21 protein-coding genes and 1 tRNA gene are annotated in these 25,507 nt (G+C 71.2%); 8 read left to right on the top strand and 14 right to left on the bottom strand.

What is annotated here, in order from left to right:
* Positions 1-263: 263 nt before the first annotated feature.
* The 5 genes from ABZX40_RS16375 to ABZX40_RS16355 form a co-directional block, all read right to left on the bottom strand.
* Complete coding sequence (locus tag ABZX40_RS16375) at positions 264-1,715, bottom strand: cell surface protein (RefSeq protein WP_355742319.1); 1,452 nt, start codon at positions 1,713-1,715, stop codon at positions 264-266.
* A gap of 273 nt (positions 1,716-1,988) precedes the next feature.
* On the bottom strand, positions 1,989-2,528 hold the full coding sequence (locus tag ABZX40_RS16370) for a hypothetical protein (protein ID WP_355742316.1): 540 nt from the start codon (positions 2,526-2,528) through the stop codon (positions 1,989-1,991).
* A gap of 146 nt (positions 2,529-2,674) precedes the next feature.
* A complete protein-coding gene (locus ABZX40_RS16365; protein ID WP_355742314.1) occupies positions 2,675-3,001 on the bottom strand; it encodes a thioredoxin domain-containing protein in 327 nt (108 codons plus the stop codon).
* A 61-nt stretch (positions 3,002-3,062) separates the two neighbouring features.
* Complete coding sequence (locus ABZX40_RS16360; protein ID WP_355742311.1) at positions 3,063-5,075, bottom strand: alkyl sulfatase dimerization domain-containing protein; 2,013 nt, start codon at positions 5,073-5,075, stop codon at positions 3,063-3,065.
* A 474-nt stretch (positions 5,076-5,549) separates the two neighbouring features.
* Complete coding sequence (locus ABZX40_RS16355; protein ID WP_355742308.1) at positions 5,550-7,466, bottom strand: alkyl sulfatase dimerization domain-containing protein; 1,917 nt, start codon at positions 7,464-7,466, stop codon at positions 5,550-5,552.
* 637 nt (positions 7,467-8,103) lie between these two features.
* Here ABZX40_RS16355 and ABZX40_RS16350 point away from each other — a divergent pair.
* Positions 8,104-8,174, top strand: a tRNA-OTHER gene (locus tag ABZX40_RS16350).
* 199 nt (positions 8,175-8,373) lie between these two features.
* Here the strand turns inward: ABZX40_RS16350 and ABZX40_RS16345 are convergent.
* From ABZX40_RS16345 to ABZX40_RS16335, 3 genes are all read right to left on the bottom strand, one after another.
* Positions 8,374-11,418: an FG-GAP-like repeat-containing protein gene (locus ABZX40_RS16345; RefSeq protein ID WP_355742305.1), complete on the bottom strand. Its 3,045-nt coding sequence runs from the start codon at positions 11,416-11,418 to the stop codon at positions 8,374-8,376.
* 702 nt (positions 11,419-12,120) lie between these two features.
* Complete coding sequence (locus ABZX40_RS16340; RefSeq protein ID WP_355742303.1) at positions 12,121-12,486, bottom strand: hypothetical protein; 366 nt, start codon at positions 12,484-12,486, stop codon at positions 12,121-12,123.
* Entirely contained in the window at positions 12,441-13,658 is a 1,218-nt protein-coding gene (locus ABZX40_RS16335; protein WP_355742300.1) for a Shedu anti-phage system protein SduA domain-containing protein, read from the bottom strand. Before ABZX40_RS16335 ends, ABZX40_RS16340 begins: the two co-directional genes overlap by 46 nt.
* Before the next feature lie 381 nt (positions 13,659-14,039).
* On the opposite strand from ABZX40_RS16335, the gene ABZX40_RS16330 reads away from it, so the two are divergent.
* Positions 14,040-14,225, top strand: a complete 186-nt coding sequence (locus ABZX40_RS16330) for a hypothetical protein (RefSeq protein WP_355742297.1) — start codon at positions 14,040-14,042, stop codon at positions 14,223-14,225.
* Between the two features lie 27 nt (positions 14,226-14,252).
* Here the strand turns inward: ABZX40_RS16330 and ABZX40_RS16325 are convergent, their stop codons facing one another.
* The 3 genes from ABZX40_RS16325 to ABZX40_RS16315 all read right to left on the bottom strand — a co-directional run bounded on the left by ABZX40_RS16325 (position 14,253) and on the right by ABZX40_RS16315 (position 16,506).
* Entirely contained in the window at positions 14,253-14,555 is a 303-nt protein-coding gene (locus ABZX40_RS16325) for a hypothetical protein (RefSeq protein WP_355742295.1), read from the bottom strand.
* 535 nt (positions 14,556-15,090) lie between these two features.
* Positions 15,091-15,711 carry a L,D-transpeptidase gene (locus ABZX40_RS16320; RefSeq protein ID WP_355742292.1) on the bottom strand — a complete coding sequence of 207 codons (621 nt, stop codon included), beginning with the start codon at positions 15,709-15,711 and terminating at the stop codon, positions 15,091-15,093.
* 402 nt (positions 15,712-16,113) lie between these two features.
* Positions 16,114-16,506, bottom strand: a complete 393-nt coding sequence (locus ABZX40_RS16315; protein WP_355742289.1) for an SgcJ/EcaC family oxidoreductase — start codon at positions 16,504-16,506, stop codon at positions 16,114-16,116.
* Positions 16,507-16,633: 127 nt separating this feature from the next.
* On the opposite strand from ABZX40_RS16315, the gene ABZX40_RS16310 reads away from it, so the two are divergent.
* The 5 genes from ABZX40_RS16310 to ABZX40_RS16290 all read left to right on the top strand — a co-directional run bounded on the left by ABZX40_RS16310 (position 16,634) and on the right by ABZX40_RS16290 (position 21,164).
* Complete coding sequence (locus ABZX40_RS16310; protein ID WP_355742286.1) at positions 16,634-16,963, top strand: hypothetical protein; 330 nt, start codon at positions 16,634-16,636, stop codon at positions 16,961-16,963.
* 94 nt (positions 16,964-17,057) lie between these two features.
* Positions 17,058-17,642 carry a sigma-70 family RNA polymerase sigma factor gene (locus tag ABZX40_RS16305; RefSeq protein WP_355742284.1) on the top strand — a complete coding sequence of 195 codons (585 nt, stop codon included), beginning with the start codon at positions 17,058-17,060 and terminating at the stop codon, positions 17,640-17,642.
* Between the two features lie 65 nt (positions 17,643-17,707).
* A complete protein-coding gene (locus ABZX40_RS16300) occupies positions 17,708-18,526 on the top strand; it encodes an anti-sigma factor (protein ID WP_355742377.1) in 819 nt (272 codons plus the stop codon).
* Positions 18,527-18,625: 99 nt separating this feature from the next.
* Positions 18,626-20,392, top strand: a complete 1,767-nt coding sequence (locus tag ABZX40_RS16295) for a molybdopterin-dependent oxidoreductase (protein WP_355742282.1) — start codon at positions 18,626-18,628, stop codon at positions 20,390-20,392.
* A gap of 106 nt (positions 20,393-20,498) precedes the next feature.
* Positions 20,499-21,164, top strand: coding sequence for a fasciclin domain-containing protein (locus ABZX40_RS16290; RefSeq protein ID WP_355742280.1), 666 nt, complete (start codon positions 20,499-20,501; stop codon positions 21,162-21,164).
* A 58-nt stretch (positions 21,165-21,222) separates the two neighbouring features.
* Here the strand turns inward: ABZX40_RS16290 and ABZX40_RS16285 are convergent, their stop codons facing one another.
* The gene (locus ABZX40_RS16285) at positions 21,223-21,360 is read right to left on the bottom strand and encodes a hypothetical protein (RefSeq protein WP_355742278.1); all 138 of its coding nucleotides are present in this window, start codon (positions 21,358-21,360) and stop codon (positions 21,223-21,225) included.
* Between ABZX40_RS16285 and ABZX40_RS16280 the strand changes: the two genes are divergently transcribed.
* Entirely contained in the window at positions 21,359-21,826 is a 468-nt protein-coding gene (locus tag ABZX40_RS16280) for a MarR family winged helix-turn-helix transcriptional regulator (RefSeq protein WP_355742276.1), read from the top strand. The genes ABZX40_RS16285 and ABZX40_RS16280 overlap by 2 nt on opposite strands.
* 228 nt (positions 21,827-22,054) lie before the next feature.
* Here ABZX40_RS16280 and ABZX40_RS16275 read toward each other — a convergent pair whose 3' ends face one another.
* On the bottom strand, positions 22,055-23,158 hold the full coding sequence (locus ABZX40_RS16275; protein WP_355742273.1) for an LLM class flavin-dependent oxidoreductase: 1,104 nt from the start codon (positions 23,156-23,158) through the stop codon (positions 22,055-22,057).
* 99 nt (positions 23,159-23,257) lie between these two features.
* Complete coding sequence (locus ABZX40_RS16270) at positions 23,258-25,432, bottom strand: transketolase (protein ID WP_355742270.1); 2,175 nt, start codon at positions 25,430-25,432, stop codon at positions 23,258-23,260.
* Between the last annotated feature and the right edge of the window lie 75 nt (positions 25,433-25,507).

Raw genomic sequence — 25,507 nt, 5'->3', positions numbered from 1 at the left:
CGTGGTGCCCGGTCGTGTCTCCGGCGTGGCCTTTCCCTTCCGTGTCGGTCCATGCGCCGCGCGGCCGGGATTCGCCCGTTCCGGGGATGGGCCGGAGGCGGACCGCGGTTCAGGAGGGCCTGACCAGGGGGGCGAGGGGGAGCCCTTGGCGGCCGTCGCCTGCGGAGGCGTCGCCGACGGCGGGCGGCCTGGAACCAGGGCCGCTGCCGCCGCGCGGTGCTGTTCGCCCGGTGTGCGTCGGCGGCGGGCCCTGGATCAGGGCCTCAGGTGCAGTCGATGAGGAGGGGGGTGGTGGCGGTGCAGCGGCTGGTGGCGGCGTCGTTGGCGGGGTTGGGGTCGGTGGGGGTGGAGGCAGTGCGGGTGGCGGTGACGGTGTGGGGGGTGTTCAGGGTGAGTGCGGAGACGGGGAGGGAGAGGGTGCGTGCGGTGCTCGCTCCGGGGGCGAGGCCGGTGAGGTCGCAGCGGGCGGTGCCGACGGCCGGGGTGCAGTCGGTGGTGGTGGGGGTGACGCCGTCGGGGACGGTCACGGTCCCGGACGTGAGGGGCGCGGGTCCGTTGTTGGTGACGGTGAGGCGGTAGTCGATGCGCCCGGACAGGCCCGGGACGGGGGTGGCGGTGAGCTGGACGGCGAGGTCGGCGGCGGGTGCGGCGATGGTGATGTCGTAGGGCAAGGTGCCGGTCCGGATGAGGTCGGTGACGGTGTGGGTGGCGGTGTCGATGATGGAGATCCGGTTGTCCCAGGGGTTGATCACCCAGACGGTGCCGCCGCCGGGGGCGAGGGCGAGCTTCGTGGGCCGCTCCGGGGCTGTCGCCTTGCCGAGTACGGTCGCGGTGGCCGTGTCGAACTCCGTGACCGTGGGCCCGTGCTGGGCGGCGACGAAGCCGCGCCGTCCGTCCGGGCTCAGGACGATGCCGTCGGGGCCCCGGTCGAGGGCGACAGTGCTGGTGACCGTGCGGGTCGCGAGGTCGAGGACCGACATGCGGTTGTTGTAGAACTCGGTGGCGTAGAGGCGTTTCCCGTCGGGGGCCGGGGCGAGGTCCACCGCGCCCGGCAGGGCGATGGTGTCGGCGATCCGGGCGGCGGCCGTGTCGATGAGGGTGATGCCCGCGGGGTGCGAGGCGAAGGCCGTCCAGCCGTCGGGCGCCACCGCCAGGTCCGACGCGAAGTGGTCGATCCGCACGGAGGTGAGCAGGCTCGCGGTGGCGGTGTCCACGACGTGGACGCGGGCGCCCGCCGCGCCGCTGTCGCCCTCCTCCTGCGTGTCGTGCTCGCCCGCGTACAGCCGGGTGGAGTCCGGGGAGACCGCGAGTGCCTCCGCCGGAGCGGGCAGCGCGATACGCCCGGTGACGGTGCGTGTGGCGGTGTCCAGGACGGTGACGGTGCTGGATTTCGCGTCGCTCACGTAGACCGTGCGCCCGTCGTGCGAGGCCGCGACCCGCAGGGGTGTGCCGCCCACCGTGATCTTCCGGGTGGTGTGTGGGGCGGCGACATCGACGAGGGTGACCGTTCCGTCCCACCGGTCGGGGACGTACGCCGTCGGGCCGGGCTCACCGGCCGCCGCCCGTCCGGCGGCCGGAGCGGGTGCGGGCCCGGCCTGGGCGGCGCCGACGGTGCCGGTGCCGAGGACCAGCCCCAGCGCCAGCGCGAGCGCCGACGCGCGAAGACGTGGGCCGGGCCCGGCCGGGGCTGGGCCGTGATGGAGACGGGAGCGCATGGGGATCGTTCCTTCCCTCGGCGCCCGCACGGGATCGCGGCGGATCGTGCGGGCCGCGGGTGACGTTTGGCCCACTGGGAACGATCCAGGAGCGGGAAGGGGTCGATCACCATGCACCGGGCCTGCCCGGCCCGACGTTCCGGTGGCATACGCGGGCAGCGGGCGTACGGCCGGTGGTGTGGTCACAACGCCGACCTGGAGACGGGCCTTTTGCGCGTCTCGTCCGGTGTGTGGAGTCCCGTGGCGTCGCTCCGCCTCGCCTCCGCGCCGCCCTCAGGAACGGGTGATCGTCCAGGTGTCGACGCCGCTGAGGAAGGTCAGGCCCTCGGCGGTCGAGCAGGCGGTCAGGTCGAGGTTGGGGTAGGTGATGGTCTGGGTCACCTCGGCGCCGGAGAGAGTGCCGGAGGTGATCGGGCCGGTCGAGGTGCCGACCTTGGTCCCGTTCACGTTCGAGAAGCTGTTGGTGTACGACCACGTGCTCGATGTGCCGTTGTTCCAGTGCAGGGTCTCGGTGCCCGACCCTCCGGCGAACAGGCTGGTGCACGATTGGGTGGCGGTCCCGGAGAAGGGGCCGACGAAGCCGGTCAGCCCGGGGTTGGTCAGGCTCAGACAGATGCTCGCGACGTCCTGGCCGCTGACGCCGACGGTCCGCTCCTCGTCGGTCAGCCCGGGGGAGAAGGCGACCGTGGTGGTCCCCGCGCAGGTGACCAGTACGGGCGCCGCCGACGCCGCGGCGGGGACCGGGCCGGCCACCACCATCACCGGCAACAGCGCCAGTGGCACCGCGCCGAACACCCTCCGGCTCCGCTCCATGAAACACCCTCCGCTCCGGGCTGCCGCCCACCGTGTGTGAGATGTCCGGTCGGGCCCATGTGACAGGGGCTGGGCCGTCCCGGGCTATTCCCGGGACCGGCTAACCGACTAGCTGTTGACAGCCCGGCACTCCGCCCGGACGCCGGTCACAGGTGTGGGGTGATCAGATCGACGACATTGCCCTTGGACGCGGGTCCGACCCGGGTGGCGACGACCTTGCCCGCCTTGAACACCAGGAGGGTGGGAATGCCGGTGACGTTGTACTTGGGCGGAGTCTTCGGCTGCTGGTCGATGTCGAGGCGGGCGACGGTCAGCCGGCCGGAGTACTCCTTGGCCACCTCGGTCAGGATGGGGTCGAGGGCCTTGCAGGGGGCGGACCACTCGGCGCGGAAGACGGCGAGGACCGTCCCCGTGGCTTTGACCACCTTCGTCTCGAAGTCCGCGTCGGTGACGTCGACGACTGTGCCTGCCATGGGCGGGGTTCCTTTCGTCCGGTCGTGCTGTTCGGTGCTGCCTGGTGCTCGTCGGTGCTGGTCAGGGGGTGGTGAGGCCGAACCAGTACGCGAAGGTGTCGAGGAGGGAGTTGAGGGTGTCGAGGGGGGTGATGGTGCCGGTGTCGATGGTGAGGTCGCCGTCGGTGAGAAGCTGGTCGGGGGTGGTGGCGGCGATGGCGAGGTTGTTGAGGCCGGTGCGGGTGAGGGTGTAGGTGGCGTCGGCGGTGGCCGGGTCGGCGGGGGCGGGGGTGTGGGCGAGGACGCCGTTGCGGACGCGGACGGTGACGGTGGTGGGGTCGTCGGGGAGGCCGCCGGTGACGGTGAGGCCGATGGTCAGGGGCTGGTCGGCGGCGCGGGGGCCGTTGAGGCGGATGCCGAGGTAGTCGAACAGCATGTCCAGGGTCATCGCGGCCAGGACGGGCTGGGTGATGATCTGCGGGGAGGGTGTGCCGGGCGGGAGTCCGTCGGCGGGACGGGTGCGCAGTTCGTGGGCGGCGGCGAGGTAGAAGTTGCGCCAGGGGCCGCTCTCCGCCTGGTAGCCGAGCTGTTCGAGGATGTCGGCCTCCAGTTGGCGGGCGTCGGTGTCGGTGGGGTCGGCGAACACGGCGTGGGAGAGGAGTTCGGCGGCCCAGCGGTAGTCGTCGGCGCTCTTGGCGTCGTCGTACGCCTGCTGGGCGAGGGCCACGACGTTCGCGGCGCCTCCCAGGGCGTCGACGTAGCGGGGCCCGGCCTGCTCCGGGGGCAGGGTGTGCAGGTGGGCGGCGTTGCCGTCGTACCAGCCGAGGTAGCGCTGGTAGACGGCCTTGAGGTCGTGGTTGACGGTGCCGTAGTAGCCGCGGTTGAACCACTGCCCGGCGAGGCTCTCGGGGACGCTCGTGTCGAGGTCCTCGGCGATCTCGGTCATGGTGCGGCCGTGGTTGGCCAGGCGCAGGGCCTGGTCGTGGAGGTAGCGGTAGAGGTCGGCCTGGCTGGTGAGGAAGGAGACGATGGCGTCCGGGGTGTCCTCGGTGTTCCAGCGGGGCCAGAAGTGGCTGGCGAACAGGGTGTCGGAGCGGTCGCCGTACCACTCGATGGACTGGTTGAGGTACTCCGACCAGGCTTTGGCGTCGCGGACCTGGGCGCCGCGCAGGCTGTAGAGGTTGTGCAGGGTGGGGGTGGCGTTCTCCGCCATGCACAGGGCGTCGATGTCGGGGAGGTAGAAGTTCAGCTCGGCGGGGGCCTCGGTGCCCGGGGTGAGCTGGAACTCCAGGTTCACCGGGCCGAAGGGGACCACGTTGCCCTGCACGGCGACGTCGGAGGTGACGGTGAAGGTCGGGGTGAGGACGCCGGACAGGCCGTTGGAGTTGGTCTTGCCCAGTCCCGCGTCCACCTGGCCCTGGGCCGAGCGGTCCAGCAGGGACCCGTACATGAACAGGGCGCGGCGCTGCATGGCGTTTCCGGCGTAGACGTTCTCGCTGATGGCGTGTTCGAGGAAGCCATCGGGGGCGATGATGTCGACGCCGTCGGGTACCACACCGTCGGCGAAGAGTCCGAGGACGCCGCCGTAGTGGTCGATGTGGGAGTGGGTGAAGATCACCGCGCGGATCGTGCGGTCCTGGCCCGGCCGGACGCGGTGCTTGAGGTACAGCTCCAGCGCGGCTGCCGCGCACTCCTCGCTGACGAGGGGGTCGACGACCACGATCTCCGGGGACTCCTGGGTGGGGTCCTCCAGGAAGGTGATGTTGGACAGGTCCATGCCCCGGACCTGGTAGACGGCGTTCTCGACGACCTCGAACAGGCCGGTGTTCATGTTCAGCAGCGCGTTGCGCCACAGGCTGGGGTTGACGGTGTCGGGCGCGTCGCCCGTCAGGAACGCGTACGGGCCCAGCTCCCACGCGGGGACCTCGCCGCCCTCCCGGTACACGGTGAAGTCCGCGGGCAGTGCCTCGATCAGTCCGCGCGCCGCGAAGGCGGCTTCGGGGTCCTCGTCCGGGGCGGGAACCACGACGGCGGCGTTGAGCGCCGCGGTCAACGAGCTTGCGGGCTGGGGGGTGTTACGGGCAGAAGCGGACAACACGCACTCCTTTCGGCCGGGCCGGGGCCCGGCGCTCCACCGCCACTTGGGCGGCCACAAGGAAGGGGGGCGCTCCCGACGCACTCGGGGCGACGGCATCGACACTGCCAGGCGGCGACGAGGGCGGACAGACCGCGAATCGGTCAGCCCCGGGGCCGGTGCGACCAGAACTGGAGTGCGAACTTGGGTTGTCCGTGCGGACTGTGGTGGGCGTTTCCGTCGTGGGCGGGGCCGGGCTGGCGCAATGCCGCACGCCTCTTCGTCCTCAGCAGTCCCGGGAGTTCCCTCAGCCCCGTACGGCAGCCCCGTCCTCACGCGGTCGCCGGATACACCCTTGGCGCGTAATCACGTTCCGTGCCGGACGGCGGTGACGCGGGCCGCACGGTCACCGGGCACACCGTCCGGGTACGGCTGGACGCCCCTGCGGTGGCTGCCGGCTCCGCCCCACGGATCGGGCTACCCGCACCCGCCGGGTCAGGGGGTGACGATGGCGAAGTCGGGGTCGGGGGTGTCCAGGACGGAGAGGAGTTCGGTGACCTTGGCGGGGTCTCCGGTGATCTCGGCTCGGTGGGCCAGCTCGGGGGGAGGGAGGGTGCCGAGCAGGACCGCCCGCAGATCGGCCTCCCCGAGGGAGATCTCCGCGTCCGGGACGCCGGTGGCCCCGCCCGTGGCGAGGGTGTGGCTCAGGACGCCGTTGCGCAGCCGGTGGGTGATCTTCCGGCCGTCGTCCAGGTTCCAGCGCAGGGTGATGGTCCGGTCCCAGCAGGCGGGGCCGTCGACGCGGATGGCGAGGGCGTCGAAGAGCTGGTCCAGGGTCAGCGCGGCCAGCAGGTCCGGGGAGACGGAGACGGTCGGGGTGCCGATGCCGCCGTGGCGCAGCTCGTAGGCGCCCATCAGGAAGAAGTTGCGCCAGATGCCGTTCTCGCTGCCGTAGCCGAGCTGTTCGAGGGCGTCGGCCTGGAGGGCGCGGGCGTCGGCGTTGCCCGGGTCGGCGAAGACGACGTGGTGGACGACCTGGGCGACCCAGCGGTGGTCGCCCTCGGCGAACGCGGCACGGGCCTGGTCCAGCACCCGCTCGGCGCCGCCCATGAAAGCGACGTAGCGGCGGGCCGCCTCGACGGGCGGATGCTCCCACAGATGGGCCGGGTTCCCGTCGAACCAGCCCAGGTAGCGCTGGTAGACGGCCTTGGTGTTGTGGCTGACCGAGCCGTAGTAGCCGTGGGTGTGCCAGGCGCGTTCCAGGGCCGGGGGCGGGGTGACGCGCTCGGCGATCTCCAGCGGGGTCAGGCCCTGGTTGAGCAGGCGCAGCGTCTGGTCGTGGAGGAAGGCGTACAGGTCGTGCTGGTCGGCGAGGAAGCGGCCGATGCGTTCGCGGCCCCAGGTGGGCCAGTGGTGGGAGGCGAAGGCGACGTCCGTGCCGTCCAGGAAGAGGTCGGCGGTCTCGGCGAGGTAGCGGGCCCAGATCCGCGGGTCGCGGACCTCGGCGCCGCGCAGGGTCAGCAGATTGTGCAGGGTGTGGGTGGCGTTCTCGGCCAGGCACAGGGCGGCCCGGTCGGGGAAGTGGATGTTCAGTTCGGCGGGCGCCTCGGTGCCCGGGGTCATCTGGAAGACCATCCGGATGCCGTCCACGGTGTGGGTCTGCCCGGTGCGGGTGAGGGTCAGGGTCGGCGGGATCAGCCCGGTCGCGCCGGTCGAGGTGGTCTGGGCGAGACCGGCGCTGACCTGGCCGCGCGGGCCCTTGGGCAGGGCCGCTCCGAACATGTAGGCGGAGCGGCGGGCCATCGCCGTACCGGCGTAGACGTTCTCGCTGACCGCGTGCTCCATGAACCCGTCGGGCGCGAGCACCGGGACACCGCCCGCCACGTCGGCGTCGCCGACCACTCCGCGCACGCCGCCGAAGTGGTCGATGTGGCTGTGGGTGTAGAGCACCCCGGTCACCGGCCGCTCCCCGCGGTGGGCCCGGTACAGCGCGAGGGCCGCGGCGGCGGTCTCGGCGGAGATCAGCGGGTCGATCACCAGGACACCGCGGTCACCCTCGACGAGCGTCATGTTGGACAGATCGAACCCGCGTACCTGATAGATACCGTCGGTGACCTCGAACAGGCCGTGCCGGGCCGCGAGGCGGGCCTGCCGCCATAGACTCGGGTGGGCGGTGTCCGGGCAGTCCGCGTCCAGGAAGGCGTACGCGTCCGCGTCCCACACCTCCCGCCCCCGCGCGTCCCGGACCGTGGGGTTCGGCGCCGAGCCCAGGAAACCGCGGGCGGCGTCCTCGAAGTCCCGCTCGTCGTCGAAGGGGAAGCGGTGGGTGACCGCCGCGTTCGCCGCAGCGACGGAGGGCTGGGCGGGCTGAGCGTCCTTGGGCTCGCCGTTCCCGGGCTGGGCATCGCGCATCGTCCTGTGACCCCTCTCGACCGCTCCCGACCTGTACCGGGCAGTCTCGCGAGCCGCGCCCGCTCCGGCCATGCGGGTGACCCGTCCGGATGAGGGCGGGCCCGCTCACCGTCCGACGCCGGACAGTCTCGTGCGGACGGGGGCCGGGTCTCGGCGCGGACGGGCGTGTCCGGTGCGCATGGCTGCCGGGGACCTGGTTCCACGAAGGGGGCCGGGCAACCGAAGGCTTCAGCGGAACGAGTGGGAGCGCGCACTGCTCGATCCGCCGGCCGAAGAGGCCGGTGCCCGGGGTGCGACGCGGTGTTCCCGCGTACACCGGGCGTCGGCGGCTGACGAGGGGCCGCCCTGTCGAAGGTATTCGTCGGGCGCGCCCTGACGAGCGGGGTCAACGACGGCCTGAGCCGCCCACCTGCATACCCCTGCCCCTGCCCCTTGCCGTGTGCGGGCGCGATGCGGCCCGCGCCCTGACGGATGGGCAGACCCGGGCCGGAAAGTCCACCGATCGACCTGCGCCGTGCCCGGCGGGTCCACGGGGCTCGTGCCCAGACCGTGCCCACCAGAGCAGGAGAAGACGGTGAGCAGCGGTGCGACCAGACCTGGAGGGTCACCGTCCAGGGCCACGTCTGTGCAGGTCAGAGCGGATGGCGGAAGTGGGCGCCGTCGCTTCCCAAGCTGAGAGCGCGAGTTCGATTCTCGTCATCCGCTCCATGGCAAACCCCCAGGTCAATGACCCGGGGGTTCTTTGCTGTCTAGTCCAACTTCAGCCCGGCATGCCCTCTACACCTAAGTCGGCCTCTGACTGTCGTCACGGAGGGCTCGGACCAGGTCGTCAACCCTTCGCGGGTGGGTGCCCCCTTTCCCTGGCGGAAGGTTCGCCGCGCTGAGGAAAGGGGACATCTGGTGTGAGTCAGAACACGCCCTTGTAGCTCTGCCAGCCGGTGGTCAGTTTGGTTCGGCCGCTGAAGGAGCCCTTGCCGTTGCCGTTGTTGCGGTAGACGGCGCCGGAGGTGTCGCGGGAGATGATGTCGGCCCTGCCGTCGCCCGTGACATCGCCCACACCGACGATGACGTTGTACGAAGCCCCCCAGTCGTTGAAGACCTTCACCCGGCTCTTGAACTTGCCCGTCGCGGTGCCGTCGTAGCGCCACAGCTCGTTCGACTTGTCCTGCGCCAGGAGGTCGCCGTGGCCATCGCCGTTGAGGTCGCCGACACCCACGATCTTCTTGTAGCCCGTCCACTTGGAGGCGATCTTCGTGCGCGCCGACAGCTTGCCCGTGCTCGTCGCCTTGTACAGATAGATGTCCCCGGTGGTGGTCTGACGTGCGATCAGGTCCGCGCGGCCGTCACCGCTGATGTCCCCGGGCGAGGTCAGCACGTCGTACTGATTCCAGCCCGTGCCCAGCGAGGTGTACGCGCTCGAAGGCGTCACCGCCGCCCCGCACGCGGGCCGGTAGGCGCGCAACGCACCGCTGGCGTAGCGCACGAGGACGTCGTTGCACCGGTCGCCGTCGAGGTCGCCGTAGGGCACGAATGTCGCGCTCGTCGGCCAGCCGGAGCCGGTCTTCCTGCCGGTCAGGGTGCCGGTGCCGGTGCCGTACTGGTACGTCAGTGCGCCGGAGCTGTTGAGAGTGAGCACCTCGCCGAAGCCGTCCGCGGTGGCGAAGTCCCGTCGGACCGGGGTCGCGCCGGTGACCTTGAGCGTGCCGGTCCTGGTGAGGACCGTGCCCTGGCCGTCGGCCGGGGTGGCGGTGAGCGTCCAGGTGTAGGCGCCGTTGGCGACGAGCTTGCCGGCCGTGTCCTTGCCGTTCCACGACGGCCGGAGCGCCCCCTGTGCCGTACCGCCGGACAATGTGCGGACCGTCGCCCCCGTGGCCTTGTTCTTCAGCGCGAGTGTCCAGGACGCAGCCGGCTTCGACAGCAACCACCTGGGGCTCCAGGGCAAAGCGCCGCCCTTGACGTCGACCGAACCCGCTACGGAGGAGTCGAGCTGGGACAGCGCCGAGGCGGGGACGCCGCTGGGCACCACGTGGGTGTTCTCCTTCGCGTCGACATACGCGATCAGGCCGGTGTACGGATCGACGTCCCAGAGCCGCCCGCCCAGGCCGGTGGCCACCGAGCGCGTCACCGGCGTCGCACCGCGGACATCGGTCACCTTCAGCTCGCCGCCGACGCTGGTGACGACGAAGCCGTCGCCGAGCTTGGCCGGCTCCCAAGCGCCCTGCGTGAGGGTGGTCCTGGTCCGGGTGACGGTGTCGTAGACGCCCTGGCTCTCGCCCGAGCCGACGCACGACCACAGCAGCCAGCGTCCTACGGCCTGGAGGTTTTCCAGCATGCACCTCGGGCCGAACGAAACCGAGTCGCCGCGCTTGCCGGTGCGGACGTCGACCGGCGCGGCGCGGTCGCTGTCGTCCGCCACCCACAGGGTGGTGCCCCACAGCGCCCTGCCGTGCGTGGGCGAGGTGAGCACCGTGGAGCCGGTGTCGAGGTCGACCACCCGCGTCTGCGAACCGGCCGCCTCCGTGAACTCGGTGGCCATCGCGACATGCCGGCCCTTGGCGTCCCACACCCGCACATAACTGTGCCGGGGGTCGATCGCCGTGCCGGGCAGCGTGCCCGTCGGCTGGACGACCCGGGGGACGAGGTCATCTCCCGAGTCATACGCATTCCAGACGACCGTACGGCCGTCCCCGGTGCCCACGAGATAGGGCGCGGAGGCGGTGACGAGGCCCTGGGAGGTGCGCGGGCCGACCGTGAGGGTGTCTCCGGTGCTTCCGATCGTCCGGCTGTACAGGGAGGTACGGCCGGTCCCGCGGTCGTGTTCCGTCACGGTCAACCGGCCGTTGTCCAGGGTGAGTGCGGGAATCGGGTCGGCCACCGGGTCCAGCACGGAGCCGGCGACCTTCTCGGCGACGGGGGTGCCGTCGGTGCCCGCGTGGACCAGATTCACCCCGAAGTCGGCGGTGTCGGCGCCGCCGCCGGGCACGAGGAGTCCGCCGTCGGGGGTGGGGACGGCGAGGGTACCCGAGCGGGCCAGCACGGTCTTGGTCGTCGAGCCGTCGAGGGCGAGCGCGTCGACCCGCCACACAGGCAGGCCGCCGCCCATGGCGCCCAGCGCGGAGTCGTAGCGGGAGACCAGGAGCTGGTCGCCGACCATGCCCAGCATGTGGGTCGCGTAGTAGTCGTCGTTCTTCAGTGGCACGGTACGGACGGCCGTGGTCAGGTCGGCGCGGGAGTAGACGGAGACGGTGTCGGCGCCGTCCCACGACACCAGGTGGGTGGGGGTGAGGACCACCCGCCCGCTCATGGTGATGGTCGGGTTGTACGGCAGCTCGACGAACGTGCCCTCGTCGGCGTCGATCCAGCCGCTGCGGGTCGTGCTGCCCGTCCGGAACTGCACCACCGTGCCGTGGGCGTCGGCCACCGGTGAGTTGCCGGTGCTCACCCAGGAGACGTCGTCCGGAACGCCCGACACCGGGCGGTCACCCACGGTGCCGTCGTTCTGGATGTCGAGCAGGTGCCAGGTCAGCCGGTCAACCATCCAGGCTGTCGAGACGACGGTCCGCCCGAGCGTCCCCCGGTAGGTGTGACCCTTGGGGAGCGCGATCGTGGTGACCGCGCCCCCGGCCCCCATGTCCCGCAACGTCACGGTCCGCGTACTGCTGTCATAGCGGGCGACCACGTCCGCACCGGCGCCGAACTCCGGCATGCCCCAGACCTCGTCAGCCGAAGCGTCCACCACCGTGTCCTCGCCCGTGTAGGTGGTCCACACATGGCCACGGCCGGGTTCATAGCGCAGAAAACCCGAGGGCCCGGCGCTGAACAGCGCGGTCCGCGGCAGCAGGGATGTCTGCGCCGGGATGACCACCTCGGCGGCGGCGGCGGCAACCGCGTGGACGTCGGCTGTCAACGGGCCGAGGCTCATGGCCAGGGTCAGCGAGGTGACGGCGGCCAAACCGCCACGAACGAGGGCACGTCTGCCCACTTGGTTCCTCCACGGGAGGGGAAAGCGAGGACACTTGTGCGATCAAGACTCGCCAACAGGCGACAGGGTTGTGGTCGGGGTGGTTCCGGAAGGGGTCAGCTTCACGTCGCCCGGGAGTTCGCCGCGTAGGCTCGCTCGTGTTCGCCTGCCGAACGCGGCCGCTTCGTTCTCCGACGGCGCCCCGCGATGACCCGGCCGGGGCCACTCGTATGCAGCGGCAACGTCACCTCATCGGTTGGTCTCCGCGCAAGGCGGCCCTTGCGCGGTCGCACCGCCGGCAGCGCCGGCCTCTCCCCTTCCGAGGTTCCGTGCCCCCCGTGTGCCCGCAGGGACGGGAAACCACGGTCAACCGCAGTGCGATCCGACCCACACGACCACTTCGAGCACCAGGTGTCTACGCCGGTCAGAGCCTTGCAGCCACCCAAGCGCCCTCGCTTCCCAAGCTGAGAGCGCGAGTTCGATTCTCGTCACCCGCTCCATGAGGAACCCCCAGGTCATCGGCCCGGGGGTTATTTGATGTCTAGACCAGCGGGCGGGGCCCATTGGGCGATGGTCACCCTGGCTGCGGGCCACCAGGTCGCGGACGGCAGAGCGGGGCTCATGTGCCGGGGCCTGGCCGCCTCCCCGGAGCCGGGCCCATCCATCCGTTGAGGTCTCAGCACGGGTACGTGGTCAGGTCCGTCCCTGCCGTAGATGACGGGAAGCGGCGAGGCAGGAGGACAGGCGTGTCGCCTCCTCGCGGTTGGTGATCAGGTCCGCAACGGTGATCATTCCGTCCGTCGGGCCGTCGGGCCGAATCGAGTGGTCTCCGACGCGGAATGTCTCCCAGTTCGCGTCGCTGTGCCAGAGTCGAGCGGTCTTCTCGACCCGATGCTGGGCGAACACGAGTTCCTCTCCGCACTCGTTCATGAAGTATCCGACGTAGTCCTTGTCGGTGATCTCGCCGCCGCACAAGCGGGCCAGGAGCGGTTCGATCGCGGGTGGTGTGTCGGTTATTCGGTGGATTCCTCGTCCGGGTCGGGGGCTGAGTCCTGCCATGCCGATGACAGAGCCAGCATGCGGGAGGCTGAATCCAGCAGGGTCTCGTATGTGATCACTTCTATGCGCGCCTGGTGTGTGTTGTAGGTTCTCAGCGTCTCCGCGATCTCATGGGTGGTGACGTCCCCAGTCACGTACCGCGGGTGTCCGATGACGACCGTCGCCGATGCCCGGCGGGTGTCGACTCCGTGCTCGGCGAGGATGCTCGGGCGGTTCTCGTCCAGGGCCCGAAGGTAGTTCTGCGCCTGGGAGACAGCGTGGTGCGCCGGGGCACCCAACATGAGGTGGCCGGAGCGTCGGATGACCAGATCCTTGATATTGGCGCGCTTGAGCTCCACCACGTGGAGGGAACCATCGCCAGGCAGGAGCGGGATATCGAGGATGGTGTCCGGGGTGTACTGCTGGCGTGCCAGCTCCGCCACGAAGGCCCCGCCGAAGATCCATTCCTGGTTCTTCAGACAGCCGTGGAGGGCACTTTCGGAGCTGTCCGGGTCCTCCACCGCGGTACGCAGGGCCGCCAGACCGACCTGTCTGGACCGCAGTTCGAGCAACTGGGCCAGCATGGCGACGTCGACATCGGCCAGGACGTCGCTCATCATCCGCGCGGCCTCGGCGGAGGCGGGCCGGGGCAGGTTACGGAGGACCATTTCCATATGTCCGTATTCCTGGAGTCGCCTCGCCTCCTTGGTGGGGAGCCGGATCCCGCCCTCCCCGTCCCCGAGGCTCAGGTAGTCGACGGACTTGGCTATGCCGCGAAAGAGGTCACGGGCGTCGGCGGCGCTCGCGCCGGGCTGATCGCGGCACAGGACGTCAAGGGTGGCGACCGCTCTGTCTGCACCCAACGCGGCCATCCTGCGCATGTGTTTCTCGCTGCGCTCTCGGGCTTCGTCGTCGTAGTAGTTCTCAAGGATGTCAAGGAACAGTTCGCCTCCGGCATAGGCGGCGAAGCGCTGAAAGCGCTGGGCCAATGCGAAGTCTCCTTGGAGGATGGCCTCTTGGGCCACCTCCTCCAAGGCGTTCACCAGCGGCCTACCCTTGCCGTACGTCCCACCGAAGCCGCCCATGATGTGCAGCACCGCGTCGACGCGCTCCCGGACGCGCGCGTCCTCAGTCAGTTCCCGTGCCGTCTGGACCAGTTGCCAGAGCGTGAAGCCGGATCGGAATGTCGTCACGCGGACACGCTACGGTCGGCCACTGACAACCACGCGGCAGCAGTCTCCGTGCACGAAAGAGTTCCCCGACTGGACGTCCGACCGAGTCCGGCTCGACACCGTGCCCGTCTGAGAACGCACCCTGCCATCGGCGCCCACCGGGTCGTCGGCGTGGGCCTGGCGGGCGTCATCGTGCTGTCCGTGCCGCAGTTCCTCGCGCTGGGGGCCGGGTACACGGTGCTCATCTGCGCGGCGATGCTGGCCATGCGGCTGGTGATGTCCGCTCCGCGCTGTACGGGCCGATCTCGGCGATCCTCGCCCAGGACTTCGCCCCGCACGTCCGGTACACCGGGATCTCCCTCTCCTACCAGCTCTGCAACGTGATTTTCGGTTGCCCTGTTGATGGCCGTCTCAGCCGTCGGCGTCCTGTGCACGCTCCGGCTGCGCGAGGCGTCCGCGTCCAGCGCCGGGCCCGTCCCCGCCACCGGCCCGGGGTACGAGGAGGGAGCGGGTCGCCGCTCCCTCGTGAGCCGCCGGGTGGCGCGGGGGCCGTGGCCCGGCCCGGAAGCGCACGCCGAGCCGGAGTGAGGACCGGCTCGGCGTGCGCGCGGTCGCCTACACGGTGGCGGCGATCCAGCCGATCGTCTCGGTCGTGTGCGGGCCGTCGGAGAGCGCCCGGCCGGAGCCGACGAGTTCATTGATGCGGATCTTGAAGCCCGTCCTGGTGACATCGGCGATGCGCAGGCCGGGGGTGTCGGGTCCGTTGAAGGTCTGGACGAACGGGACGACGATCACCTCCGCGCCGGCCGGGAACGGAGTCGGGAAGGTGACCTGGGTGAAGGTCGTGGTCACCCCGCCCGTCACCTCTGTCGGGCTGCCGGAGTTCAGTTGCAGCCTGCCGGTCTGAATCATGCTCATGTGGCGTCCGCCTTCCGCTCAGTGGCCGTCGGCCCGCGTCCCCCTGGAGTGTGCGCGCCCGACGGCACCCACGCGGCTTCGTCATGAAGCTGCTGGAGGTGGAGTGCCCTGGTCACGGCATGTTTAGAGTCAAGGTCGCCTGTAAGAGGCACAGACGGGCCGACGTCTTGCCAGCGGGCGGTTCAGGTGGGGGCGCTCGCTGGCAGGAACGAGGGGGAGGAGGACAGGGGAGGAGGGGGGAGGGGAGGAGGAGCAGGGGAGGAGGAGGGGGGCGGCAGTCGTGCCGTTCCGGGTGCCCGGCCCCGGAACGCCGGGCCCGTGCCGCGTCCGCGCCCGTCGTGGGGCCGGAGGGGTGAACGAGACGGCCACTCGTGTTGCGTACTTCCCGGCCAGTCGGCGACGATCACCTTCTCGATCACCACCAGCACGCGGCCGTTCGGCGATCTGCGGCTGGACAACGCGGTGATCTCCGACTCCCCCGGCAACAACTGCAAGCGCGGCAGCGTCGACCGCCGCTGCTTCACAAACGGCAAGGTCAAGCCGAAGGACAAGGGGGAGGGGGAGGGGGAGGGGTGATGTCGGGTGGGTCCTGGAAGATCGGGCGGTAACTGGCGTGCAGCGCTTGGCCGCCGCTGAAGAACTGGGCGAAGGGCATCGGCCCGTCGAACTGCGTCGACCAGAACTCCTTCTCCCGCCGGAAGATCCCGAACCGTCCGTTGCGGGTCGCGTATCCCGGCATCCCGGTCCGCGCCGGGACCGGCCGGAAGATGACCCGGCCCGCGTCCTCCACCCAGAGGATCTGCCGGTTCTGGTCGATGCACACCGCCACCCCGCGCCGGTCCGGACACCCCTTGAGGGCGTCCCCCTCCGCCAGCGCCCGCTCCCACACCACCGCGCGGTGGGTGAACAGGTCCGCGGAACCCCGGCCGGGTTCGATGCTGTGCCCGAGCTGGAACGCGGTGATCGCCGTACAGTCCCGCGCGGACTGCCGCCCGTCCACCGGCAGTCCGAGATGGGCCTCGACCTGCCGGTGATACGGACCGGGGGCGGTGGTCGTCGCGCAGACGGCGTCCGTTGCGCTTGCGCTGCCGCTTCCGATCCCGGTCCCGATCCCGCCCTCAGCTGCCGTGGCTGCCGTGGCTGCCGTCGGGATCATTCCCGCGCACAGGGCGAGCCCCAGCGCTAGGGCGGACCGGGTGACGCCTGGCGGGGCCGAGTGCCCTCGTCGCCGGGTGCGCGATACACGCCATATGCGCGGGATTCGCCGGGTGCGTGGGGTACTCGGGGTACGCGAGGTACCGTGCAGGCGGTCCGAGCAGCCCGGTACCCGGATCGACTTCTTCGTCTCCATGCCGCATGCCTCGCCGGTCCGGGCCGTGTCAAGCATCCGCGCCGCGTACCTCACCGGTCCGGCCGCGCCCGGTTACCCGCCCGGCTGACCGGGCCCACCGCAGCGCGGTCCGGCACCGCGCAGATGTCGCATCGCAGCCCGGTCCCTCGAACGGCCTCGACGGTCCGGACGGCTTGGACGGCCCCAGACGGGGGGCTCGGGCATGCCTCAGTCGGCCCGCACCTCGGTGTTCTGGCAGGCGTGCAGCAGCCACCTCCCGTCGTTCTGCCTGGTCATGATGTAGAGCGGAGCGCCCTCCGTGTCGCCCTGCGCCGAGTGGTAGACCTGGCGGACCTTGACGGCGGCCACGTCGGGCCGCAGGAACTGTGTGTGCACTGCCTCGTAGGTGACCTCACCGTCCCAGCTCGCGGTGGGCAGCACGGTGCGGGTGAACTCGGCGATCGCGTCAAGGCCGATGAGGACCTTGCCATGGGCTGTCGTCCAGAGGGCATCGGGATGGAACAGGGCGAGGAACCCCTCCACATCCTTGGCGCGCTGGGTGCGCTCGACGGTGGCCACGACCTGTTCGATGGCTTTGATGTCTGCGGTTTCGGTGGTCATGCGGACCACTCTGGTACCTCAACAAAACTTGAGGTCAAGGCCCGAAGCCGCCGATCTGAGCTGTCAGTCCCCCATGCCATGCTGACCGTCGCAGGGTCGATCGACAGGACGAAGGAGCAGTAGCGCGATGCCAGCTCAGTACTACGGTGCCGACAGCGAGGACGGCGACCGCATCGACGACCCCTCCGAGGACGCGCTGTTCATGATGATCAGCGACCTCAACGACTCCGACAACACCTTCGTGACCGTCCAGCCCGACGAGGACGACCCCGTCTGGTCCGCCTCCGTGACGGTCCTGGACGAAGGCGGCTACGAGATCGTCCGCCGTGACACCACCCGCGACGAGCACGAGGTCACCACAGCGACCGGCATCGACGACATCGCCCGCGACCTCACCATCTGGATGGCCGCCCGCGACTTCCTCGGACAACCGACCGGGCGGGTCGGCGAGTTCTAGTCGGCGCGGGGCACGCACCCTCGGGATCGAGACCAATCCGCCGTCCCCGCGGGCCCGGATTACGGGTGGAGATGTCCGGACCACGGAGGACCGTGTGGAAGAAGCCGTGTTCATCGGCAGGAATCCGTCGACCGAGCCCGATCTGGAGGAGTTGGTGGCGCAGGTGGCCCTGGGGGACGAGGAGGCGTTCGCCGGGGTGTACGACACCGTGGCCGGGCGGGTGCTGGGGGTGGCGCGGGCGGTGCTGCGGGACCGGGCCCAGTCCGAGGAGGTCGCCCAGGAGGTCCTGGTGGAGGTGTGGCGGACCGCCCCCCGCTACCGCCCCGACCGGGGCACCGCCCTCAACTGGATCCTGACCCTGGCGCACCGGCGTGCCGTGGACCGGGTGCGTTCGGTGGAGGCGGCTGCCGTACGGGACCACAAGGCGGCGCTGCTGGACCGGACGCCGGAGTACGACGAGGTGAGCGAGCAGGTCGAGGCGCGCCTGGAGCGGGAGCAGGTACGGCGCTGTCTGCGCACCCTCACCGAGGTGCAGCGGCAGGCCGTGACGCTGGCGTACTACCGGGGGCTGACCTACCGGCAGGTCGCCGAGGCGCTGCGACTGCCGTTGGGGACGGCCAAGACCCGGCTGCGGGACGGGCTGATCCGGATGCGTGACTGCCTGGGGGTGTCGCTGTGAGGGCCGACGGACCGCACCCGCCCAACGGCGGAACGAACCCGCCCAACGGTGGACCGGACCCGCTCATCGGCGGACCCGACCCGCTCGTCGGCGGACCGGATCCGTTCACCGACGATCCGCACCTCCTCACCGGCGCCTACGCGCTCGACGCGCTGGACGGGGACGAGCGGGTCGGGTTCGAGCGGCATCTGACCGGGTGCGGGCCCTGCGCGCAGGAGAGCGCGGAGTTGTGTGCCACGGCCGGGCGGTTGGGGCTGGCCGTCTCCGCCGTGCCCCGGCCGGAGATGCGCGCGCGGGTGCTGCGCCGGATCAACGCCGTCCGGCAGGAGCCGCCGCGCCCGGCGGTGGTGCCGGTCCGCCCGGAACGGGGGGCGGGGCGGGCCCGTGCGTCGGCGCGGTGGGCGCTGGCGGCCTGCCTCGCCGTCGCGACCGCGCTGGGGGGAACGGCCTGGTGGCAGTACGAGCGGGCCCGGGACGCCGAGAACCGGGTGCAGGTCGCGGACCGGGAGGCGGCGGAGATCGCCGCCGTACTGTCCGCGCCGGACGCGCGGGTCGTGGCCGGCCGCCTCGGGGACGGCGTGGACAGCGCGGACGGTGGGGACGGTGGGGCGACGGGGAGTGTGGTGGTGTCCCGGTCCCGGGACCGGGCGGTCTTCGTGGCCGCCGGGCTGCCGCGTCCGCCCGCCGGGAAGACGTATCAGCTGTGGTTCGACGACGGGGGTGTGATGCGGGACGCGGGGCTGCTCGATGCGGGGCGGGCTGATCGGGCGGTCCTGATGGGAGGGGCTGTCGGGCGGGCCTCGGGCATGGGCATCACGGTCGAGCCCGAGGGCGGTTCGGCACGGCCCACGTCCGCGCCGCTGGCGGTGCTGGTGTTCGCCTAGCCGCGGGATGGAAGGCGGTTCCAGGGGTGCGTGCCACGCGGGTGGCACGCACCCCTGGGCTTTCCGGCGGCAACAACCGACGGGTTGCATCCGTGGCCGATGGCTCTGCGGATTGGCCGGTGGGAGGGATTTCATCCGTTCGGGCGGCCGACCAATCCGGGGGCCGCCCGGGGCCGGATTCCCCGTGTGAGGAACGACGAGACAGGCATCCGGGACCGACGGCGGCGGGCAGCAGCCGCGCCGGTCGGGCTCGGTGCGCTGAGCGGGTTGCTGGCCGGTCTCGCGTCCCTCGCCGTCGCCGCGTTGGTGTCCTCGGCGGTGCGTCCGCAGGCCGGTCCGGTGGTCGCGGTGGGCGGGGCGGCGATCGACCGCACGCCCGCCGCGGTCAAGGACTGGGCGATCCGGAACTTCGGCACGAACGACAAGCTGGTGCTCCAAGTCGGGATCATCGCGGTGCTGGCGCTTCTCGCGCTGGGCCTCGGAATCGCGGCACTGAGGCTGCGCCGTGCGGGTGTGGCGGGCGTGCTGCTGTTCGGGCTGGTGGGTGCGGTGGCCGCCGTCACCCGGCCCGACGCTAGCGGCCCGCTCGACACGGTGCCGTCCCTGGCGGGGGCGGTCGCCGGGGCGGCCGTGCTCTACACCCTGACCGGCCGACTCACCGCAGGGGCACCGACCGCACCATCCAGCGGCGGAGGCGCACCAGATCAGGAGCCGGGAGAGGAACAGGAGCGGGAGCCGGGAGAGGAAGGGGAGCAGGGACGGGGAGAGGAACACGGCTGGGACCGGCGTGGTTTCGTCATCGCGGCGAGCTTGGCGGCGGCGGCCTCCGTCGGGGCCGGTGGCCTCGGCCGGGTCCTGACGGGCTCGGCCGCCCGGGACGCCGCCGCCTCCCGGGACCGCGTGCTCTTGCCCGCTCCGGGCTCCCCCGCCGCCCCCGTACCCAGGGGCGCCCGGCTACGGATCCCCGGGGTGAGTCCCTTCGTCACCCCCAACCGTTCCTTCTACCGCGTCGACACCGCGCTCGTCGTACCGAGGGTGGACGCCACCACCTGGCGGCTGCGCGTCCACGGCCGGGGCGTCACCCGCCCGGTCACCCTCTCCTACGACGACCTGCTGCGCCGCGAGCTGGTCGAGCGGGACATCACCCTCACCTGTGTCTCCAACGAGGTCGGCGGCCCCTATGTCGGCAACGCGCGCTGGACCGGCGTACGGCTCGCCGAGCTGCTGGCCGAGTGCGGGGTGCGGGCGCCCTCCCGGGGCGGGTCGGCCGACCAACTGGTGGCCCGTTCCGTGGACGGGATGACGCTGGGCAGTCCGGTCGAGGACGTCATGGACGGCCGGGACGCCCTGCTCGCCCTCGGTATGAACGGCGAACCCCTCCCCTTCGACCACGGTTTCCCCGTCCGCATGGTGGTGCCGGGCCTGTACGGGTTCGTCTCCGCCTGCAAGTGGATCGAGGACATCGAGCTGACGACGTTCGATGCCTACGACCCCTACTGGGTGCGGCGGGGGTGGGCGCGGCGGGCGCCGGTCAAGACGCAGTCGCGGATCGACACGCCCCGGCCCTTCGCCCGGCCGGGGGCGGGGACGGTCATGGTCGCCGGGGTCGCCTGGGCGCAGCACCGGGGCATCGACCGGGTCGAGGTCCGGGTGGACGACGGCCCGTGGCAGCGCGCCCTGCTCGCCGCCGAGGCGGGCCGGGACACCTGGCGTCAGTGGTCCTTCCCCTGGCAGGCCACCCCGGGCGGCCACACCCTCACCGTCCGCGCTACCGACCGCACCGGAGCCGTGCAGACGGAACAGCGGACGAGAACCGTGCCCGACGGGGCCAGCGGATGGCACTCCGTGGTCGTCACCGTCGAATGACCCAGTGATCCCACCGACTCACCGACCCATCAACCCGCCCCCTGACCAGCAACTTTCCTCCATCACAGGGCACATGTGCCCATTTCCCCATCCCAGGAGAATCATCATGAACACTCGTCACACCCGTCTCCGCCGCGCCACCGTCGCCCTCGCCGCCGCGGCCCTACTCCCCCTCGTCCTGACCGCCTGTTCCGACAGCGGCAGCGACTCCGCCGAGTCCGGTTCCGCGGCGGAGGCGTCCGCTCCGGCCTCCGACGACAACGCCGGTACCGCCGCCGAGAGCAGCGCCGCCATGGACCAGCCGTTCGGCCCCGCCTGCTCGACCGTCCCCGCGACCGGCGCGGGCTCCTTCGACGGCATGGCCCAGGACCCGGTGGCCACCGCCGCCTCCAACAACCCGGCGCTGTCCACGCTGGTGACCGCCGTGCAGAAGGCGGGGCTGGTCGACACCCTCAACAACGCCGAGAACATCACCGTGTTCGCGCCGACCGACGACGCCTTCGCGAAGATCCCCAAGGCCGACCTGGACAAGGTCCTCAATGACAAGGCGGCGTTGACGAAGATCCTCACCTACCACGTCGTCGGGCAGAAGCTCACCCCCGCCGACCTGGAGAAGGGGTCCTTCGACACCCTGGAGACCTCGAAGCTCACCACGTCCGGCTCGGGTGAGTCGTACACCATCGGCGATGCGGCCGAGGTCGTCTGCGGCGGAGTCACTACCGCCAACGCGAACGTCTACATCATCGACACCGTGCTGATGCCCGCCGTCTGAACCGACCCGGCGGGCGGAGCATGTGACGTGAAGTGAAGTGACGTCCGCCGGGGGCGGTTCAGAGGGTTCGGTCGGGGCGTTCCAGCAGCTCGGTCCAGTGCCGCTCCTCGGCGTCGGCGTCGGCGTCGTAGGCCGAGGTGTCGGCCTGAGAAATCCCGAGGAATGACACATCAACCTCGACGTACGCTGACGCCATGAACAAAGCCCCGCACTGGCTTGACCAGAAGGAATATGCCGCCTGGCGCGAGTTCATCCGCATGCAGGAGAAACTGATCGGCCGTCTTGCCCGTCAGGTGCAGGCCGAGTCCAGCCTGTCGGCCGCCGATTACACGGTGCTTGTCGAGCTGACCGAGGTACCCGACGGCAAGCTGCGGTTCATGGAGCTGGTCAGGGCCGTCGAATGGGAGAAGAGCCGGATGTCCCACCAGATCAGCCGGATGGTGAAGCGGGGGCTGGTGGCCCGGGAGGAGTGCCCGGACGGCGGGCGCGGCGCCCTGATGGCCATCACTCCGGCGGGGCGCGCGGCCATCACCGAGGCGGCGCCCCGGCATGTCGAGGCGGTGCGCCGCTATTTCATCGAAGCGCTTACCCCGGAAGAGCTTGATTCGGTCGCTCATATCTCGCGGCGCGTTCTCGACCATATGGAGAAGCTGCCCAGTTGACGGGCTCGGCTTTTGCGGAGGAGTGAGAGGAATGGGGGCCTCCCCGGTGCACGGGGCCCGCGCACCGGGGATCGGGATCGGGGACCCCGGATCGGGGACTGCCGACCGGGGATCGGCCCGGCATCGAGGGTCAGGGACCGTGCGTGCGGGCGTGCGGATCGGTCGTCGTCCGGCAGTCGGCCGTACGACCGGTACAGGCGGCGGACGTCGCCGACAGCGTCCCCGGCGCTACGCCCGCGCCTCGCCGGAGAGGGCAGCGTCCCGGCGGGAGGCGACCAGTGAACTGTGGGTCGGTGCGTCGGGCATGCCCGGGGGGCGGCTGCGTGCGTACTCCGCGCGGAGCACCGGGACGACCTCCTCGCCGAGGAGGTCGAGCTGCTCCAGGACGGTCTTCAGCGGCAGTCCCGAGGAGTCGAGGCTGAAGAGCTGGCGCTGGTAGTCGCCCGCGTAGTCCCGGAAGGCCAGGGTCTTCTCGATGACCTGCTGCGGGGTGCCGACGGTGAGCGGGGTCGCCGCCATGTACTCCTCCAGCGACGGTCCGCCGCCCATCACGGGTGAGTTGTCGAAGTAGGGGCGGAACTCACGCACCGCGTCCTGCGAGTTCCTCCGCATGAAGACCTGCCCGCCGAGCCCGACGATCGCCTGCTCGGGCGTGCCGTGCCCGTAGTGCGCATAGCGCCTGCGGTACAGCTCGACCATTCGGCGGGTGTGCTCAGGGGGCCAGAGGATGTTGTTGTGGAAGAAGCCGTCACCGTAGTAGGCGGCCTGCTCGGCGATCTCCGGCGACCGGATCGATCCGTGCCAGACGAAGGGCGGTACGCCGTCCAGCGGGCGCGGGGTGGAGGTGAAGCCCTGCAACGGCGTACGGAACTTGCCCTCCCAGTCGACGACGTCCTCGCGCCACAGCCGGCGCAGCAGCGCGTAGTTCTCGACGGCGAGATTGATGCCCTCGCGGATGTCCTGCCCGAACCAGGGATAGACCGGCCCGGTGTTCCCGCGGCCCATCATCAGGTCCACCCGTCCGTCGGCCAGGTGCTGGAGCATCGCGTAGTCCTCGGCGATCTTCACCGGGTCGTTGGTGGTGATCAGCGTCGTGGACGTCGACAGGATGATGCGTTCGGTGCGGGCGGCGATCCAGCCCAGCATCGTGGTCGGCGACGAGGGCACGAAGGGCCGGTTGTGGTGCTCGCCGGTGGCGAAGACATCCAGTCCGACCTCCTCCGCCTTCCGCGCGATCGTCACCAGCGCTTTGATCCGTTCGTGCTCGGTGGGGGCACGGCCGGTGTGCGGGTCGACGGCCACATCACCGACGGTGAATATGCCGAGCTGCATGGCGGGCACTCCTCTAGTTGATACATCAACTGGACTGTGCCCTGCACAACCCGCCGAGGGCGAGTTCTATTTCATGCGGGGAGTCGGGATCTCGGCCGGTCACCGCGTGCCGCGCAGCAGGTCCCGTGCCGCCCCCGCCACCCCCTCCGCCGTGATGCCGAAGTCCGCGTACAGTTCCGCGGCCGAGGCCGAGGCGCCGAAGTGCTCGACGCTGATGGCGTGGCCGTCGAGGCCGAGGAGGTCGTGCCAGCACTGGGCGACGCCCGCCTCCACCGTGATCCGGCGGCGGACCGTCGGGGGAATGACACTGTCCCGGTACGCGGGATCCTGTTCGTCGAACCATTCGCGGCACGGCATGGAGACGACCCGTGCCCGGATGCCCTCCCCGGCGAGGGTGCGGGCCGCGGTGATCGCCACCGGTACCTCCGAACCCGTGGCGATGATGACGACGTCCGGGTCGTCGGGGGTTCGGGTGGTGGTGCTGGAGTCGTCGGCGGGGGGCTCGTAGCGGATGTAGCCGCCGCGGACGGCGTCGTCGGGCGGGCGGAAGCCGTCGCCGTCGGCCGGGAACACCGGCAGGTCCTGTCTGCTGAGGCTGAAGCCGGTGGGTCGGCCCGGGGCGGCGCCACCCTCCAGCACCTTCCACAGGGTGATCGCGGTCTCGCGGGCGTCGGCGGGGCGCACGATGTCCAGGCCGGGGATGGCGCGCAGCGAGGCGAGATGCTCTACCGGCTGGTGGGTGGGGCCGTCCTCGCCCAGGCCGATGGAGTCATGGGTCCAGACGTACAGGGTGGGCAGCCGCATCAGCGCCGCCAACCGGACGGCCGGGCGCATGTAGTCGCTGAACACCAGGAACGTGCCGCCGTAGGGGCGGGTCAGCCCGGAGAGGGCGATGCCGTTCATCGCCGCGGCCATGAAGTGCTCGCGGATGCCCCAGTGGACCGTCCGGCCGTAGGGGCTCGCTCCGGGGAGCGGGCTGGAGGGCGGGAGGAAGGACGAGGTGGCGTCGATGGTGGTGTTGTTCGAGTCGCCGAGGTCGGCCGATCCGCCCCACAGTTCGGGGAGTTGCCGCCCCGCGGCTCTCAGGGCGACGCCGAATGCCTTGCGGGTGGCCATCGGGGGGCCGTCCGGGCCGTCGGCGGCCGGGAAGTCCGGGCGGGCTGCCGCGAAACCGGCGGGGGTTCGTCTCTCCCTCAGGCGTCGCAGGGTGTCGTGTCCGGCGGGGTGCGCGCCCGCCCAGGTCGCGAACGCCTCGTCCCACGCCCGGTGCGCGGCGGCGCCCGCCTCGCGGGCCGATGCGGAGGTGTACGCGTACACCGACTCCGGTACGTCGAAGGTCGCGTCGGGGTCCGCGCCCAGCAGCACCTTCGCCGCCCGGACCGGCTCCCTGCCCAGCGCGGAGCCGTGGGACTCGGGGGTGTTCCGGGCCCCGGGCACCGGCCAGGCGATGGTGCTGCGCATCAGGATGATCGAGGGGCGGTCGGTCTCGGCGGTCGCCTCCTCCAGTGCCCGGGACAGGGCCGGGAGGTCGATGTCGCCGTCGTCGGCCAGCTCGACCCGCTGGACGTGCCATCCATAGGCGGCGTACCTGGCCGCCACGTCCTCGCCGGTCGCCAGTTCCGTGCTGCCCTCGATGGAGATGCGGTTGTCGTCGTAGACCACGACCAGCCGGCCCAGTCGCTGATGGCCCGCGAAGGCACCGGCTTCGGCGCTGATGCCCTCCTGGATGTCGCCGTCCGAGCAGAGGACGAAGACGCGGTGGTCGAAGGGACTCTCGCCGTCCGGCGCGTCCGGGTCGAACAGGCCCCGCTCCCTGCGCGCGCCCATCGCCATGCCGACGGCGGTGGCCATGCCCTGGCCGAGCGGACCCGTCGTGGTCTCCACCCCGGGCGTATGGCCCCACTCCGGGTGCGCGGGCGTACGGCTGCCCTTCTTCCGGTACGACCGCAGGTCGTCCAGGGTGAGGGGGTATCCGGTGAGGTGGAGCTGGATGTAGAGGGTGAGGCTGGTGTGGCCGCACGAGAGGACGAAGCGGTCCCGGCCGGGCCACGCCGGGTCCGCGGGATCGTGGCGCAGGAACCGCTGGAAGATCAGATGCGCCGCCGGGGCGAGGCTGACGGCCGTCCCGGTATGCCCGTGCCCCGCCTCCTCCACCGCGTCCATGGCCAGCACCCGTGCGGTGGTGACGGCCCGTATGTCGTCATCCGTCCAGCGGAAGGGGGCGGTGACCTCTTGAGAGGCGGCGGGTTCGGTGGCGGGGGCGGTGCTCGTCACGGAGCGCTCCTTCTACGGTGACTACGAACTACGCGAACGGCTATGGCAGTTACGGCTTTTACGACCTCCACGGCG

Source organism: Streptomyces sp. NPDC004610, from assembly GCF_040609715.1.
In the GTDB taxonomy this organism is placed as follows: Bacteria; Actinomycetota; Actinomycetes; order Streptomycetales; family Streptomycetaceae; genus Streptomyces.
Note: the sequence above shows the minus strand (reverse complement) of the source record. Positions and strands in the feature narration are given on the sequence as shown.